Here is a 16,215-nt window from a genome sequence, read left to right as displayed (position 1 = left end):
AGTATCCCGCAGCGCTCGCGACCCATGAACGGCGGGAGGGTGGGCACGGGGTGAATTGCCCGGCTCAGCAGCGTTACGACTGATTCGGTCGTACGGTGGGAGGGACCTGAGGGAGGACGCATGACCCAGCCTGACGAGGATCTGCTGACGTTCGACGACCAGCTCGACCCTGACGTGCGCGACCCGGAGGCACCGTCCGCCGACGCCGCGGAGCAGGCGCTCCCGGCCAACCCGCAGGACCGTGGGCAGGTGGTCAACCGCGCGCACCCCTGGGACGCGAACGAGTACGACGCGGTCGAGCAGGACCGTGAGGTCGCGATGGACGACGAATACCGCTAACCGACGTATTGCGGATGTACGGCGACCCAGGCGGGGACGGTCCCCTCGCGCATCGCCGCGAACAGGCCGTCGCCCTCGGGCAGGACGGTGCGGTCCGGCCCGGTCGGCAGTTTCAGCCCGGGCACCTGGGACTTGTCGAAGCCGGCCAGCATGCCGGCCAGCATGGGCAGTGACACGTCGCCGAGGTGCAGGTCGAGGGCGCTCCCCGCGACCGGCAACGCCTTGGCGAGCTTCACTGGGTCCCCGAGCTGCCGGGCGAGCGCGGCGAGGAACTGCCGCACGTGCGCGTCGCGGTCGTCGGCGCCGTTTGCGAGCGACTGGCGCTGGCGGACGTAGTCCAGGGCCTGCCAGCCGGCGAAGTGTCGGCAGCCGGGCTCGTAGATGACCGGCTGCATGCCGGACCGCAGCGGCACCACGCGGCCGGAGGAGGGGTCGTGGCCGAGGTGGATGGAGATCGTCTGCTGATCGACGCACAGGTCAACGCCGCCGACGGCCTCCGTGACCCGCTGCATGCCGGCGAAATCGATGACCGCGCCGCCGTCGATCGGGACGCCGACAAGGTTGCCCACGAGGCGGGAGGTCAGCTCGTACCCCCCGAAGACGAACGCCGTGCCGACCTGCTGGACGCCGAAGTTGGGCACGTCGATCAGCACGTCGCGAGGGATCGACACCTGGTAGACGGTGCGGCTGTCGGCGTCGACGTGCAGCAGCAGGATCGCGTCGGCGCGCACGGTGTCACCCGGTGACCCCGTGCGCCGGTCGGTGCCCAGCAGCAGGAAGTTGCCGACGTCGGGGCTGCCGGCCTCCAGCAGCGTCTCGGTGTGGATCGGGGGCATGTGCCGGTCCGGCACCGCCATCGGCAGCGAACCGGCCAGGGCCAGCACCAGCGCGGTCGCGCCCGACAGCCGCCAGCGGCGGCGGGTCCGGCGCTTGCGGACGCCGGCAGCGATCCCCGGGCGCAGGGCCGCGGCGACCGGCACGTCCTGCTCGTGGCGGGCGAACGCCGCGGCGAGTGCTGAAGCGAGCGCCGACGGGGCCGGTGGCTCGCTCATCGGGCGTCACCGCCGATCAGCTCCGGGACGACCTCGGTGCGCAGCGTCGCGAGGGCCCTGGAGATCAGCGAACGGACCGTGCCGATCGCACAGTCGAGCACCTCGGCGATCTCGACGTCGCTGAGGCTCTCGTAGTACCGCAGCACCAATGCGGCCCGTTGACGCCTGGGCAACCGGCCGAGCCACAGCCACATCTGGTCGCGGTCCGCGGACGCCTCGGCGTGGTCGGCGACCGGCGGCCCCAGCGGCTCGGACAGCTCGGCCCGCAGCACCACCCGGCGCAGCCATGATCCGCGATGCAGGTCGATGTAGGCGTTCGTGAGCATCCGCTTGACGTAGTGCTCGGGCACGCTGGCGGTCGCGATCCGGCGCCACTTCACCTGGGCGCGGATCATCGTCTCCTGCACGAGATCCTGCGCGGTGTGTGGATCGCCGGTGAGCATGACCGCGTAGCGCAGCAGCGCCTGCAACCGCGCCTCGACGAACTCCTCGAACGTCACCAGACCCCCTCCCCCTGACCCTAATGACGGGTCAAGGGGAGGAACTGTTGCGACGCGTCAGGGAATCAGCGGAGGGTGGTTGGGATCCAACAGTCCGCGGTCGCGCAGGGCCTCGTACAGCGGCGTGGTCTGCGGGTAGTGGCCCCAGTGGTGATCCCCGTCGGTGCCGTTGTCGGCGCCGTGCCCGCCGCCGGTGTTGCCGACGCCGCCGAGCAGCTGCTGCTGGACGGGGTTCAGCCCGGACCACCAGGGTCGCGACGGCAGGCCGGCGACGTCGTCGCGGATGGCGATCCAGCGGTAGGTGTAGCCCAGGAACACGCACTTGCGCGTGATGTCGGAGAGGTTGTCCGACCGGGCGTGCCAGATCCGCCGGTCGAAGAACACCACGTCACCGGCGTCGACGGTGACCTGCCGCGCGCCGTCCGGCGTCGGCCACGGCACGTCGCGGGTCGGCGGGCCGGGCAGCCAGTTGGTGCGGTGGCTGCCGGGGATCAGGGTCAGGTTGCCCCGGCCGGTCTCCGACACGTCGGACAGCCAGTAGGCGAGCTTCACCGACAGCCGCGGGCGCGGGTCGGTCTCCAGCTCGCGGTTCTGCCGGCCGCCGTCCTGGTGCCAGTGCCACCAGTCGGGCTTCGGCGCCGCCAGCGGCGGGTGCACGTCCAGGTGCGAGTGGTAGATGTGCACGTTCCACCCGAGGATCGACCAGACCAGCGGGAACGTCGCCGGGTGATCGATCAGGTCGACCAGGTCGGGGTAGTTCGTGACCGGGCTGAGCAGGTGCAACGAGCCGTCCGCGGCACGGGGGTGCTGCTGGTGCGCGGTTTCGAGGACCGACGCGTAGTGGCGCACCTCGTCCGGGCTGAGCACGCCCTTGAGCACCAGGTAGCCGTCCGCGTCGAACTGTTCGCGCTGCTCGCGGGTCATCGGCGCCCAGGTTGCGGTGCCGTTGTCCGGCGCTGTCGCAATCGCTGACATCCCCGTCTCCAGTTCCGGCGCCGTCCGCAGGCGCCCTCACCGCTCCAGACGTGACCGCCCTCCACGACCGTGGTCGCCCGTTCGTGCCGCAGTTTCTGGACATTCCGCGTGCAACGGATGAACCCTCCTTCGACGTCTATTCAGAAATGCGGAACGCCGGGTAGCCGACGACCCTGTCCTTCGGCCCGCCCGTGTCCGCGGACGTGGCGAGCGCGAGCCGCTCGACCCGCAGCGCGCTGTTGCGGGCCCACGTGAGCAGCCCGCGCAGCGCGTGCCGCCCGCAGGCGTCGCCCTCGCCGATGCGCTCCGGTGCCAGGTCGCCGATGGCCGCCGCGGTCGCGGCGTCGCGGCTGTGCGCCTCCGCCTCGGTCAGGTAGTGCGACAGGTCGGTGCTGCAGATCACCACCGTCCCGGGTCCGGCGACCGCGGACAGCAGCGCGGCGGTCGCGTCCGGATCGCCCGGCCCCACCAGCACGGGCAGCATTTTCCGCAGGTGTACGCGCAGCAGAAACGGCACCTGCACCTCGATGGAGTGCTCGGGCGCGTGTGGGCGGTCGTCGGCGACCGCGAGGCCACGCGCGACGAGCAGCCGGCCGGCTTCCTGATCGATGTCGACCGGCCCGAGCGGGCTCGCCCAGGCGGCCACGGTCGGCACGGCGGCGCCGCGCAGCGCCACCTGGTGCGCCGGCCCGAGCACGACGGCGCGCTCGAACGGCTGCACGCCCTCGCGCAGCTCGCGGTAGACCCGGGCCGCGGTCGGACCTGACCAGCGGTAGCCGGCATGTGGCACGACGTAGGCGACCGCGGTGCCGTCCGGCGCCGGTGCGTCGTTCGTCACATCGAGCATCGCGTCGAGCATCGTGGCGAGCTCGGCGGGGTCGGCCGGGTAGAAGGTGCCCGCGACCGCGGTGGGTCTCGTGGCCGTCATCGCAGCACCACCGGCAGCCGCCGCCTGCCCCAGCCGCCGGCCGGGCCGTCGTACACGCCCGGCAGCTGATGTCCACAGCGGACGCACCGGCCGTCGTCGGTCAGCCGGTAGGCGCGCAGGTCGTACCAGTCGCGGACGACGACCGGCTCGGCACAGCCCGGGCAGCGCGTGGTCTGGCCGTCGGGGTCGTGCACGTTGCCGGTGTAGACGAACCGCAGGCCGGCGTCCAGCGCGATCCGGCGCGCCCGCCGCAGCGTCTCCGGTGGGGTGTGCGGGATGTCGCGCATCTTGAAGTCGGGGTGGAACGCGGAGAAGTGCAGCGGGACGTCGGTGCCGAGGTGCTCCAGCAGCCAGTCGCACTGCCGGCGCAGCTCGTCGTCGCCGTCGTTCTGGCCCGGGATGAGCAGCGTCGTGATCTCCAGCCACACGTCGGTGCCGTGCAGGTAGTCCAATGTGGACAGCACTGCGTCGAGCCGGGCGAACGTGACCTTCTCGTAGAACCTCTCGCTGAACGCCTTCAGGTCGATGTTCGCGGCGTCGATGTGCCGGTAGAACTCCTCGCGCGGCGCCGGGTTCATGTACCCGGCGGACACCGCGACCGTCTTGATCCCGACCTCGCGGCAGGCGTCGGCGACGTCCATCGCGTACTCCATGAAGATGACCGGGTCGTTGTAGGTGAACGCGACCGACCGGCACCCGAGCCGCAGCGCCTCCGCCGCGAGTTGCGAAGGGCCGGCCGACGCGGCGAGGGTGTCGATCTCGCGGCTCTTGGAGATGTCCCAGTTCTGGCAGAAGCGGCAGCCAAGGTTGCAGCCGGCGGTGCCGAACGACAGCACGGGAGAGCCTGGCAGGAAGTGGTTGAGCGGCTTCTTCTCGATCGGGTCGACGCAGAACCCGGACGAGCGGCCATAGGTGGTGAGCACGATCTCGTCGCCGGCGCGCTCCCGGACGAAGCAGAAGCCGCGCTGCCCCTCGTGCAGCTTGCACGCTCTGGGACAGACGTCACACTGCACCCGGCCGTCAGCCAACCGGTGCCAGTGCACGGTCGGCACCGTCGCCATGAGTTCGACTCTACGCCGCGGGTCTGACTGTACGCCGCGCAAAACCGCCTGACCCAGCGATAATCCGGGCGCGACGATGGCCGGGTGCTCCTGACCATCACCACCACCCATCACCCCGCGACGGACCTCGGCTACCTGCTCGTGAAGCATCCCGACAGGTTGCAGTCGTTCGAGGTCAGCGGCGGCACGGCGCACGTCTTCTACCCCGAGGCGACCGAGGACCGCTGCACCGCGGCGCTATTGCTGGAGGCCGATCCGGCCGCGGCGCGACCGTCCCGGCAGCCCGACACGTTCACGCTGCGACAGCACGTCAACGATCGGCCGTACGCCGCGTCGAGCCTGCTGGCGGCGGCGATGGGCCGGGTGCTGCGCACCGCGCTGCGCGGCGACTCACGCGACCGGCCGGAGCTCGCCGCCGGGCCGATCCCGCTGGAGCTGCGCATCCCCGCGCTGCGCTGCAAGGGCGACGCGGCGGCCTTCTTCGAGCCGCTCGGCTGGGCCGTCGAGGCGACCCCGGTCCCGCTGGACACGGCGCACCCGGAGTGGGGTGCCAGCCGGTACGTCGACCTGACGCTGCGCGGCACGCTCCGGCTCGCGGACGCGCTCAACCACGTCTACGTGCTGCTGCCGGTCCTCGACGACGCCAAGCACTACTGGGTGTCCTCCGACGAGGTGGAGAAGCTGCTGCGGGCCGGGACCGGGTGGCTGGCGGAGCACCCGGCGAAGGCGGTCATCGCCCGGCGGTACCTCGCACACCGCACGTCACTGACCAACGAGGCGCTGTCCCGGCTTTCGGATGGCGTCGACACCGACTCCGTCGGCGAGCCTCCTCCCCGGCCCGAGTCCCTCGCGTCCCTGCGCCGCGCCGCGGTCGTCCGGCAGCTCACCGAGGCCGGTGCGAGCCGGGTGCTGGACCTCGGCTGCGGGCCCGGCGCGCTGCTCGGCGAGCTGATCCGGGACCGGCGCTTCACCGAGATCGTCGGCGCCGACGTCTCGACCGTGTCGCTGGACATGGCGGCCCGCCGGCTGCGGCTGGACCGGCTCCCCGAGCGGCAGCAGGCGCGGATCCGGTTGCTGCAGACCGCGCTGACCTACCGCGACGACCGGCTGCGCGGCTTCGACGCGGCCGTCCTCATGGAGGTCATCGAGCACGTCGACCCGCCGCGGCTGCCGGCGCTCGCGGCGAGCGTGTTCGGCCACGCGGCGCCGGCGACGGTCGTCGTGACCACCCCCAACGTCGAGTACAACGTCCGGTATCCGGGCCTGCTCGAGCACGGCAGGCTGCGCCATCACGACCACCGCTTCGAGTGGGACCGTGCGCAGTTCGGCGCGTGGTGCGACGAGGTCGCCGCGCGGTACGGCTACACCGTGACCCGGCACGGCATCGGCGAGGAAGACCCATCAGTCGGCGCATCCACCCAGATGGCGGTGTTCAAGCAGTGACCACGGTGACGATCCCCGAACTGTGCCTGGTGGCGCTGGTCGGCATCTCCGGCTCCGGCAAGTCGACGTTCGCCCGGCGGCAGTTCGCCCCGACGCAGGTGCTGTCCTCCGACGCGTTCCGGGCGCTGGTCGCCGACGACGAGAACGACCAGTCCGCGTCGGCGGAGGCGTTCGACGCGCTGCACTACATCGCCGGCAAGCGGCTGCGGGCGGGCAGGCTCACCGTCGTCGACGCGACCAACGTGCAGGCGCACGCGCGCAAGGCCCTGGTCGACCTGGCCCGCGCGCACGACGTGCTGCCCGTCGCGATCGTCCTGGACGTGCCGGAGGGCGAGTGCTGGGCGCGGACGCAGCTGCGGCCCGACCGTGACTTCGGCCGGCCGGTCCTGTCCCGGCAGCACCGCGACCTGCGCCGCTCGCTGCGGTCCCTCGGCCGCGAGGGCTTCCGCCAGGTCCACGTCCTGCGTGACGTGGCCGAGGTCGAGGCGGCGGTCATGGTGTACCAGAAGCTCTACAACGACAAGAAGGACCTGACCGGGCCGTTCGACATCATCGGCGACGTGCACGGCTGCCGCGAGGAGCTGGAGCTGCTGCTGGACCGGCTCGGCTACGTCGTCGGCCGCGACGCTTCGCAACGGGCCGTCGACGCGCACCACCCGGACGGGCGCACGGCGGTGTTCGTCGGCGACCTCGTCGACCGCGGCCCCGACTCCCCCGGCGTGCTGCGTCTGGTCATGGGCATGGTCGCGGCCGGGCACGCGCTGTGCGTGTCGGGCAACCACGAGGCGAAGCTGCTGCGCAAGCTGCGCGGCGGCACGGTCCGCGTCGCGCACGGCCTGCAGGAGACCCTGGACCAGCTCGACGCCGCCGACCCCGACCTGGTCGAGGCGGTGCCCGCTTTCCTGGACGGGCTGATCAGCCACTACGTGCTGGACGGCGGGCGGCTGGTCGTCGCGCACGCCGGGCTCAAGGAGGCCTACCACGGGCGGGCGTCGGGCCGGGTGCGGTCCTTCGCGCTGTACGGCGACACCACCGGCGAGACCGACGAGTACGGGCTGCCGGTGCGCTACCCGTGGGCGGAGGAGTACAAGGGCGCGGCCACAGTCGTCTACGGGCACACGCCCACCCCCACGGCCGAGTGGGTCAACAACACGATCTGTGTCGACACGGGCTGCGTGTTCGGCGGCTCGCTGACCGCGCTGCGGTATCCGTCCCGGGAACTGGTGTCGGTGCCGGCCGTCCGCACCTACTACGAGCCGGTGCGACCGCTGGTCGTACCGACGTCATCCGAATACGGGCTGGACGTCGCCGACGTCATCGGCCGGCGCACCCTCGTGACGCCCGCGGGCCGGGTGACGGTCGCGGCCGAGAACGCCGCGGCGGCCCTCGATGTCATGAGCCGCTTCGCGGTCGACCCCCGCTGGCTGGTGTGGCTGCCGCCGACGATGGCGCCCGCGTCGACGTCGAAGGTCGAGGGCTACCTGGAGCACCCGGTGGAGGCCCTTGCGGACTACGCGGCGGCAGGCGTACCGCGGGTGGTGTGCGAGGAGAAGCACATGGGCTCACGGGCGGTGCTGGTCGTGTGCCGGTCCCCTGCCGCCGCCGAGCGACGGTTCGGCATCTCGTCCGGCCTCTCCGGGACGGTCTACACGCGGACCGGTCGGCCGTTCTTTCTGGACCCGTCGCTTGAGTCGGAGATCTTGGACCGGGTCCGGGACGCCGTGGGTACGGCCGGCCTGTGGGACGAGCTGGGCACCGACTGGCTGCTCCTGGACGCCGAGGTCCTGCCGTGGTCGGCGAAGGCGGAGCCGTTGATCCGGGAGCAGTACGCCGGCGTCGCCGCTGCCGCCGGTGCCGCGCTGCCCGTCGCTCGCGCGGCGCTGTCGGCGGCCTCCTCCCGTGGCATCGACGTCTCCTCGCTGCTGGCCCGGTTCGTCGACCGCGAGGCGTCGATGGCGGCGTTCACCGACGTGTACCGGCGGTACTGCTGGCCGACCGACGGCCTCGACGGGCTGCGGCTGGCGCCGTTCCACGTGCTGGCCGGCGAGGGCCACTCGTATCTGCGCCAGGATCATGAATGGCACCTGGCACTGTTGGACCGGCTCGTTGCGGCCTCGGAGCTGTTCGCCCCGACCCGGCGGCTGGTGGTCGACCCTGCGTCGCCCACGGACGTCGCGGCGGCGACCGAGTGGTGGCTGGAGCTGACCGGCGCCGGCGGGGAGGGCATGGTGCTCAAGCCGGCGGTCGACGCGGGTCCGCGGGTGCAGCCGGCCCTGAAGTGCCGCGGCCGGGAATACCTGCGGATCATCTACGGCCCGGACTACCTCTCGCGGTTGGACCGGCTGCGGGCCCGTGGGCTGCAGCGCAAGCGCAACCTCGCGCTGCGCGAGCAGGGTCTGGGCCTCGCCGCGCTGGACCTGCTCGCCGCCGGCGGCTCCGGGCGGGCCGTCCATCAGCTGGTGTTTGCCGTGCTTGCCTGTGAAAGCGAGCCAGTCGATCCCCGTTTGTAGCCGGGCTCACGTACCCTGGTTCGCCATGGAAGAAAAGACTCGCGCCGTCGGCGAGCTGCTCGCCTTCAACCCGCTCGACGCGAAGGGTCTGCTGAACACGTTCGGTGTGATCGGCGTCTGGATCATCATGTTCGTGGAGACGGGCCTGCTCGTGGGCTTCTTCTTCCCAGGAGACTCCCTGCTGTTCCTGGCCGGCGTCGGAGCGTCATCCGTCGCGCAGGAGTTGCTCGGCACGAAGCTGAGCCTGACCCAGCTGCTCATCGGCGCGCCACTATGTGCGATCGCCGGTGCGCAGCTGGGCCACTACCTCGGCGCCAGGTATGGCCGCCGGATGTTCGACCGGCCCAACTCGAAACTCTTCAAGAAGGAGTACGTCGAGAAGGCCGAGTACTACTTCGTGAAGTTCGGCCCGGCCAAGGCCGTGGTGCTCGCCCGGTTCATCCCGATTGTCCGCACCTTCCTCAACCCGGTCGCCGGCACCATCGGCATGCCGGCGAAGCAGTTCTTCATGTGGAACGTGGTCGGCGGCATCCTCTGGACCGACGGCATCCTGCTCGCCGGCTACGCCCTCGCCAAGCAGATCAGCGACCTGATCCCGCCGGAGAAGATCGACACGTACCTGCTGCCGGCGGTCCTGCTGATCGTGCTGATCTCCGCGATGCCGATCTTCATCGAGATCTTCCGCGGCTGGCGCGAGCGTCGCCGCAACAAGGGCCTGCCCACCGCGCCGGTCGAGGACGGCCGCACCGGCGCCCACCGCGCCGCCGACTGACCTTCGGCCCTCGACCCTCGACCTCTCACTCGAACAGCGGACCCGGACGCCCTCGGCGGCCGGGTCGCTTGCTTTGCAGGCCGGCAGATCGAAGTCACTGCGTGGCCGTCCGGACGCCAGATCCATCCCTCCGGACGGCGATCTTCGGCCCCGGCGCATGATCGAAGGACGACCATGGCCGTCCGGACGACCGTTCCGGTCCTTCGATCACGCGCACGGGTGATGGGATCTTGACGCGGGCGAAATCGGCGCTGCGATACGGGTGATTTGTCGGCGCCTTGGAACCAGCGACGGTGTGGCACCACCGAATGACGACCTCGACGAGGCTTGATCACGAGAAGGTGGTCGGAGTCGATGACTGGACCAGGGAGTACCACGCTCCGGACGGCGATCTTCGGCCCCGGCTCATGATCGAAGGACGACCATGGCCACCCGGACGACCATCCCGGTCCTTCGATCACGCGCACGGGTTGATGGATCCTGACGGGGGCGAAGCAGGCGCTGCGATACGGGTGATTTGTCGGCGCCTTGGAACCAGCGACGGTGTGGCACCACCGAATGACGCGCTCGACGGCGCAGGACCATGTGAGCGCGGACATGGCTTGGCATCACCGCAACTACGGCACGAACGGCGACCGCGCTACCCGTTCACGCCGCCGAAGGCTACGCGGAACCACGAACGGCCGCAGCCGTGCTGGATTTTCTATCACGGGCATGATGACCACGCACGCGAACCAGGACGAAAGGGAACCAGCGAAACAGCTCAGTTGGTCCTGATCAACGCCTGCAGGAAGATGTTGCCGATCTGCTCGGGGTCGGTCACCACGAAGGAACGGCCGCCGGTGGCGGCGGCGATCTCTGCCAGCTCCTGCTGCCGCACGTCCGGGCCGACGCCCAGCAGCACGACGCGGACCGGGCGGGTCGGGTCCGTCGCGCGCTCCAGCTCCAGCTTCAGCGTCTCCAGGCTCATCCCGGGCTTCGAGTTGGCGCCGTCGGTGAAGACGACGACCGTGTTGGAGCGGCCCTCCTTGTAGCCCTCCTTCAGCGCCTTGTACGCCGAGAGCACCGTCTCGTACAGGCCGCAGACGTCCGTCCCGACGGCCTTGGTGGCGGCGACGGCCGTGGTCAGCCTGGCGCGCTGGCCCTGGTTGAGCGGGTTGAGGGGGACGACCTCCTGGTAGTCCTTGCCGCTGGGCAGGCCGGATGCGTAGGCCCACAGGCCCAGCTCGCTGTCGTCGGTGAAGAGGCCGAGCCCGTCGGTGGCGGTCTTGCGCAGCACCTGCAGGCGCGACGGTGAGCCGCTGCCGGCCATCGCCCGGTTCATCGAAGCGGTGACGTCGACCAGGGTCAGGACGCGGGACGGGGCGGTGGTGGCGTTCCAGTACCCCAGGATGTCGTTGATCTTCTGCGCCTCGGTGAGGGGCTTGACCATGACGGGGGCGGTGGCGGCGCCGCGGCCGGCGGGGAAGCCGGCGCTGGTCGAGCCGTCGGCGGCGCGGAAGCCGAGCCTGGCGAAGAGGTCGCGGTTGCCGTCGGCGGCGAGGGCGGTGCGGAAGAGGGCCGCCGCTTCCAGGTTGGCTCTGGGTTTGCCGCTGATCATGGCGTACGGGTAATCGAGCGTGACCGCCGGATCGACCTGGAGTGCGGTGAGTGGCGCGGCCGGGTTCGTGGCGTTGTAGGCGATGACCGCCTGCTCGCTCATCGGCGCGACCTGGGCGGGGCCGGTGCTCTTGTTCAGCGCGGCCTGGTCCGCCGCGACGGCGATGGACCGGTAGGCCTTGACCACGTCGACGAGCTTCTTGGGATCGGTGACGATCGAGTCGTAGAGCAGGCCGGCACCGGCGAGACCGGCGGTGCTGCGGCGGGGGTCGACGGCGGCGAGCTGGACCTGCTTGCCGGCGACCTTGGTGAGCAGCGCCGCGACCTGCGGCGCGCCGGCCGTGCCGCCGCTGGTGAGGGCGTTGGCGAGCTGGTCGGGCACGGCCAGGGCGACCGGGCTGGCGGCGACGGAGGTGGCGTCGGGTTCGAAGGCCTCGCGGCTCACCGCCTGCATCCGCACGATCCACGCGGTCGAGTCGGGGATCCACACGGTCGGCACGTCGGCGTCGGCCGGTGAGGGCAGGGCCGTGGCGGCCACGTTGATCGCGCCGCCGGCGCGGGCGGCGAGCTGGTTGGCGACGTTGGCCGGCTCTGCGGCGCGCACCTGCACCTGGACGCAGTCGCCGCTGACCTGAGGCTTGGTGGCGCTCCAGCGGGCGGCGGCGTCACGGACGGCGGGTGCGATGTCGGGCGCGGCCGCCACGACGAGTTTGACGCCGCCGTCGCAGTTGCCGTCGCCGCCGGCCATGGCGCGCACGGCGATGACGGTGCCGCCGATCAGGCCCAGCACACCGACGATCGCCAACGGTGCCCGCAGCGAGCGTCCCCGGCGTTGCTCCACGTGCTCACCCTGCCCTTCGTCCGTGCAATCGGACGAGTGTAAGCGCAGGTCACACGGTTGCGGAGGGACGGTCGAGCCACTCGGTCGGCACCGGCTGCAGCGTGCGACCCAGGGTTAACGCTCGGTAAGTCAACTGCGCCGCCTCTTCGAGATAGAGGGCGCGTTTGTGTGCCAGCTCGACCGAGTCGGCGATCACCGAGCAGCCGTGGTGGGAGAGGATCACGCAGTTGACGCCGCCGGCGCAGGCGGCCGCGGCGAGCTCGCCGACCCGGGCGTCGCCGGGCGGGCTGAACGGGGTGGTCACGACCTGCCGCAGATAGAAGGCATGGTCGGTCGTGACGAGCCGGATGGGCTCGCCGATCGCGTCGAGCAGCAGCACCGTCTGCGGGTGCAGGTGGACGATCACGTTGGCGTCGGGCCGGACGCGGTAGGTCGCCAGGTGCAGCCCGATCTCAGAAGATGGCGCGGCGGCTGTGTCAAGTACCGCGCCATCGCTGATTCGGACCCGAACAAACGAGTCTTGGGACAGCCCGTCGAGCCAGGTGCCGGCGGCCGTCACCCAGCACTCGTCGGAGCCGGGTGCTCGGACGGACAGGTTGCCGCCCGAGCCCACGACGAGCCCAGCCTGCACGACCGCCTGCCCAAGCAGGGCAAGCTGGTCGCGCAGATCGTCGGGCCGGTGAAACAAAGCCCTACCGAGGTGCCTTCTTGGTCGCCCGCTTGCGCGGCGGCGTCAGAAGGTCGGCGATGGTGCCGATGGCGGCGGGCACCAGGCGGTAGAACGCCCAGACACCCCGCTTCTCGCGCTCCAGCAGCCCAGCCTCGGTCAGGATTCGCAGGTGGTGGCTCACCGTGGGCTGCGAGAGCCCGAGCGGGGCCGTCAGGTCACACACACACGCCTCGCCGTCCGGCGCCGACTGGATCAGGCTCAGGAGCCGGAGTCGGGCAGGGTCGGCAAGTGCCTTCAGGACGCCGGCAAGACGCTCGGCATCGGCGCGGTCAATCGGCTCGCCAGCAAGCGGCGAGATCTGGGGCAGGGTCATCTCAGCCAGCGCAGTTCCCACGTATTCCATCCTTCCACCAACACCATCGACCCGCCTGCATATACGCAGGTCCGAATCGACAATTTTTCAGCCCTATTGGCCGAGGTCGGCCAACGAAAATGCTGAGCGATAGCTCAGCCCCGCGGCGCGGACCGCCTTTTCCGCCCCACGGTCGACGATAACCGCGACACCGACGACTTCAGCGCCGGCCTCGCGCAACGCCTCTACGGCAGTCAGAACGCTCCCTCCTGTCGTGGAGGTGTCTTCGACCGCCAGCACACGGCGGCCCGCAACGTCGGGTCCTTCGACCCTCCGCTGAAGACCGTGAGCCTTGTCACTCTTCCGGACGACGAACGCGTCGAGCTTGCGTCCCGTCCCCCGCGCGGCAGCTGCGTGCAGCATCGCGGTGGCCACCGGATCGGCGCCGAGGGTCAGCCCTCCCACAGCGTCGAAATCCCAGTCGGCGACCAGATCGAGCAGCACCCGGCCGACGAGCGGCGCACCAGCATGGTGCAGCGTCAAGCGACGTAGGTCCACATACCAGTCGGCTAGTTGTCCGGACGACAGCGTCACTCGCCCCTGGACCACAGCCAGGTCTCGCACGAGTTTCAGCAGGTCGTCACGGTCGGTCATGACCGAAGCGTACGCGCTAAATCTCCCGAGCGAATCGATGACCCGCACTCTCGCAGAAATATAGGTCCGTCAAGGGGACGAGGAGGAATACGAAGGTGATCGCAGCGATCACCACGAGTGACGCGAGGGGTGATGGTGACAGGGGTCAACGAAGTGCATATGAGGGAGATTCGCGTTGGTTTCACCGATTCCGCCGCTTGCCGCAGACCTCTCACATAGGCCCTGACCAGCGCGAATGCTGTAAATCTGGCCCGGTCGCGCGAGGGCTCAACCCTTCGCCGTCGATTTCCAACCGTTTGGCCGCACCGTGACGTCAATCATGCTCAATGCTCGTCCCACTCAATGATCACCGCGGCCGATGCGGCTCCTGGTGCTCCTGGAGACGCGCCGCAGCAGGCCCTGTGGGGCGTGCCGCACCCCGAAGACCACCATCTTGTACTTCCAGTCGGGGACGCTGACCAGCTTGCCCTTCCTCAGGTCCCGCAGCCCGTCGCGGACCACGCGTCCGGCGTCCAGCCACAGCCACGGCGGCGTCTTGGACATGTCGATGCCGGCCCGGTCGTGGAACTCGGTGCGGGTGTAGCCGGGGCACAGCGCCATCACGCGGACGCCCATCGGCCGTACCAGCTGCCCGGTCGACTCACTGAAGTTGGTGACCCACGCCTTGCTCGCCGGATACGTGGACCCGGGCATCATCGCGGCGAACCCGGACACCGAGGAGACGTTGATGATGTCGCCCCTGCCGCGGGCGGTCATGGCGGGCAGCGCCGCGAGCGTGAGCCGCATGACGGCGTTGACGTTGAGCCGCAGCAGCAACTCCTCCCGCTCCACCGTGGAACGCAGGAACGACGTGTTGAGGCTCATCCCCGCGTTGTTGACCAGCAGGTCCACGGGGCGGTCGGTGGCGGCGAGCCGGGCCGCGACCAGGTCGCAGCCCTCCGGCGTCGACAGGTCCGCGGGCAGCGCCTCGGCGCCGCCGAGCTCGGCCGCCATCGCCTCGAGGCGGGCCCGGTCGCGGGCGACCAGCACCAGGTCGTGGGTCTTCGCGAGCTCGCGCGCGAACGCGGCGCCGATGCCCGCGGTGGCGCCCGTGATGAGGGCGACTGGCCGTCCGGTCATGCTGCCACCTCCGCTACGCTCCGGCGTCCGCACGACGGACTGCACTGCCGATGCCCGGCCCCTCCGCTGCGCTCCGGTCCGGTCATGCTGCCACCTCCGCTACGCTCCGGCGTCCGCACGACGGACTGCACTGCCGATGCCCGGCCCCTCCGCTGCGCTCCGGTCCGGTCATGCTGCCACCTCCGCTGCGCTCCAGCGTCCGCACGACGGACTGCACTGCCGATGCCCGGCCCCTCCGCTGCGCTCCGGTCCGGTCATGCCGGCACCATACGCGGAAGGCCCCGGTTGCCCGGGGCCTTCCTTGTTCACACCGTCGGTGGCGGCTGGTTCGGCGGCCCACCCGCGGGCGGGTAGCCGGGGTCACCGGTGCCGGGCACCGGCGGCTCCCACTGCTGCTCGACCTTGCGGAAGTACGGGTGCGACGCCGGCAGCGCCAGCAGCACGATCGCGCCCAGGATCGCCACGACCAACAGGATGCCCAGTACCGTGGTGAGCGGCTGATACCAGCCGGGCACCTCGGAGTAGACGAGCTCCATGTAGCGGTCGTAGGTCGGCAGGTCCGGGTCGGTCTTGCGGGCCTCGTTCCAGCCGGCCTCGCCGACGAAGGACAGACCGAACACCGAGACCGTGCAGCACACCGCGATGCCGCCGAGGACCCACGTCAGGATGCGGGCGACCTGCTTGCCCTTGCCGACGTAGACCGCCAGCAGGACCAGCAGCGCGATGATGAGCACGCCGATGACGACTGAAATGGTGGTGGTGACGCCCGCGCTCAGGCCGGCGTCTTCCTGCGACGTGCCTCTGACGGCGTTCTTCGTGCCCTCCGCGATCTTGCCGGAGTATGCCAGGGACAGAATGATGTTGATCAGCTCGATCCCGGCCGCCGCGTAGAGCAGGTTGACGGCCAGGTTGACGGTGGACGGTCGGGCACGCGGCCCAGACGCTGGGTCGGCGAATGCCATCGGATCTCCTCCCAGGAAACCTTGAGGATCAACCGTATCGATGTCGCGCCGTTACCGCAGCCACAGTCCTCAGTTGTTGAGGCGATCTTGTGCATATCGGGTGAGGGTGGTGGTGCCCATCATGCAGCCGCTGAACGTCGTGACCTCGGCATCCTGCCGGACGAGGCGCTGCCAGGCGGCCCTGCCCGCGTCGGCGTCGACGTGGGTGAGCAGCTCGGCCGCATACAGCCGCCCGGCGGGCTTGGCGCGGTCGAGGAGCGCCTCCAGCTTGGGCCGCAGCTCGGCGCCGTGCCGGCGGAGACCTTCCTCGACCGCGAAATACGCCTTGGTGGCCGGCAGGAGCGTGCCGGCGATGCCGACCCCGCCGAACGCCAGGGTGTCGGCGTCGGCGAGTTGGCGCAGTTCCTCATCGAACGCACCGTTCTTCTTCCACAGCAT

The 16,215-nt window shown here is 70.6% G+C and carries 16 protein-coding genes; 4 read left to right on the top strand and 12 right to left on the bottom strand.

Going from position 1 to position 16,215, the window contains the following annotated elements:
• Positions 1-120: 120 nt before the first annotated feature.
• Positions 121-339 carry an Rv3202a family protein gene (locus OHA72_RS08590; RefSeq protein ID WP_327007299.1) on the top strand — a complete coding sequence of 73 codons (219 nt, stop codon included), beginning with the start codon at positions 121-123 and terminating at the stop codon, positions 337-339.
• Here the strand turns inward: OHA72_RS08590 and OHA72_RS08585 are convergent.
• The 5 genes from OHA72_RS08585 to amrS all read right to left on the bottom strand — a co-directional run bounded on the left by OHA72_RS08585 (position 336) and on the right by amrS (position 4,855).
• A complete protein-coding gene (locus tag OHA72_RS08585; RefSeq protein ID WP_327007298.1) occupies positions 336-1,391 on the bottom strand; it encodes an LCP family protein in 1,056 nt (351 codons plus the stop codon). The genes OHA72_RS08590 and OHA72_RS08585 overlap by 4 nt on opposite strands.
• A complete protein-coding gene (locus OHA72_RS08580) occupies positions 1,388-1,891 on the bottom strand; it encodes a SigE family RNA polymerase sigma factor (protein ID WP_327007297.1) in 504 nt (167 codons plus the stop codon). The genes OHA72_RS08585 and OHA72_RS08580 overlap by 4 nt, the downstream gene beginning before the upstream one ends.
• 57 nt (positions 1,892-1,948) lie before the next feature.
• Positions 1,949-2,866, bottom strand: a complete 918-nt coding sequence (locus OHA72_RS08575; RefSeq protein WP_327007296.1) for a phytanoyl-CoA dioxygenase family protein — start codon at positions 2,864-2,866, stop codon at positions 1,949-1,951.
• A gap of 136 nt (positions 2,867-3,002) precedes the next feature.
• Positions 3,003-3,794 carry an AmmeMemoRadiSam system protein B gene (gene amrB / locus OHA72_RS08570; protein WP_327007295.1) on the bottom strand — a complete coding sequence of 264 codons (792 nt, stop codon included), beginning with the start codon at positions 3,792-3,794 and terminating at the stop codon, positions 3,003-3,005.
• Complete coding sequence (gene amrS, locus OHA72_RS08565) at positions 3,791-4,855, bottom strand: AmmeMemoRadiSam system radical SAM enzyme (RefSeq protein WP_327007294.1); 1,065 nt, start codon at positions 4,853-4,855, stop codon at positions 3,791-3,793. Before amrS ends, amrB begins: the two co-directional genes overlap by 4 nt.
• A gap of 84 nt (positions 4,856-4,939) precedes the next feature.
• Here amrS and OHA72_RS08560 point away from each other — a divergent pair, with 84 nt between their 5' ends.
• From OHA72_RS08560 to OHA72_RS08550, 3 genes are read left to right on the top strand one after another with little or no spacing between them, the layout of a single operon-like run.
• The gene (locus OHA72_RS08560; protein WP_327007293.1) at positions 4,940-6,298 is read left to right on the top strand and encodes a 3' terminal RNA ribose 2'-O-methyltransferase Hen1; all 1,359 of its coding nucleotides are present in this window, start codon (positions 4,940-4,942) and stop codon (positions 6,296-6,298) included.
• Positions 6,295-8,808: a polynucleotide kinase-phosphatase gene (locus OHA72_RS08555; protein ID WP_327007292.1), complete on the top strand. Its 2,514-nt coding sequence runs from the start codon at positions 6,295-6,297 to the stop codon at positions 8,806-8,808. The genes OHA72_RS08560 and OHA72_RS08555 overlap by 4 nt, the downstream gene beginning before the upstream one ends.
• 25 nt (positions 8,809-8,833) lie before the next feature.
• Positions 8,834-9,580, top strand: a complete 747-nt coding sequence (locus OHA72_RS08550) for a DedA family protein (protein ID WP_327007291.1) — start codon at positions 8,834-8,836, stop codon at positions 9,578-9,580.
• 763 nt (positions 9,581-10,343) lie between these two features.
• Here OHA72_RS08550 and OHA72_RS08545 read toward each other — a convergent pair.
• The 7 genes from OHA72_RS08545 to OHA72_RS08515 all read right to left on the bottom strand — a co-directional run bounded on the left by OHA72_RS08545 (position 10,344) and on the right by OHA72_RS08515 (position 16,215).
• Positions 10,344-12,020, bottom strand: a complete 1,677-nt coding sequence (locus OHA72_RS08545; protein ID WP_327007290.1) for a VWA domain-containing protein — start codon at positions 12,018-12,020, stop codon at positions 10,344-10,346.
• Between the two features lie 49 nt (positions 12,021-12,069).
• Positions 12,070-12,708 carry a class II aldolase/adducin family protein gene (locus tag OHA72_RS08540; protein WP_327007289.1) on the bottom strand — a complete coding sequence of 213 codons (639 nt, stop codon included), beginning with the start codon at positions 12,706-12,708 and terminating at the stop codon, positions 12,070-12,072.
• Between the two features lie 4 nt (positions 12,709-12,712).
• Positions 12,713-13,093: an ArsR/SmtB family transcription factor gene (locus tag OHA72_RS08535; protein ID WP_203848243.1), complete on the bottom strand. Its 381-nt coding sequence runs from the start codon at positions 13,091-13,093 to the stop codon at positions 12,713-12,715.
• A gap of 63 nt (positions 13,094-13,156) precedes the next feature.
• Positions 13,157-13,696, bottom strand: coding sequence for an orotate phosphoribosyltransferase (pyrE, locus tag OHA72_RS08530; protein WP_327007288.1), 540 nt, complete (start codon positions 13,694-13,696; stop codon positions 13,157-13,159).
• Positions 13,697-14,035: 339 nt separating this feature from the next.
• A complete protein-coding gene (locus OHA72_RS08525) occupies positions 14,036-14,815 on the bottom strand; it encodes an SDR family NAD(P)-dependent oxidoreductase (protein ID WP_327007287.1) in 780 nt (259 codons plus the stop codon).
• A gap of 305 nt (positions 14,816-15,120) precedes the next feature.
• The gene (locus OHA72_RS08520) at positions 15,121-15,777 is read right to left on the bottom strand and encodes a hypothetical protein (RefSeq protein WP_327007286.1); all 657 of its coding nucleotides are present in this window, start codon (positions 15,775-15,777) and stop codon (positions 15,121-15,123) included.
• A gap of 69 nt (positions 15,778-15,846) precedes the next feature.
• On the bottom strand, positions 15,847-16,215 hold the full coding sequence (locus OHA72_RS08515) for a hypothetical protein (RefSeq protein ID WP_327007285.1): 369 nt from the start codon (positions 16,213-16,215) through the stop codon (positions 15,847-15,849).

The sequence above is a fragment of the Dactylosporangium sp. NBC_01737 genome (assembly GCF_035963215.1).
In the GTDB taxonomy this organism is placed as follows: domain Bacteria; phylum Actinomycetota; class Actinomycetes; order Mycobacteriales; family Micromonosporaceae; genus Dactylosporangium.
The sequence above is the reverse complement of the archived record's forward strand: the minus strand, read 5'-3'. Positions and strand labels throughout refer to the sequence as shown.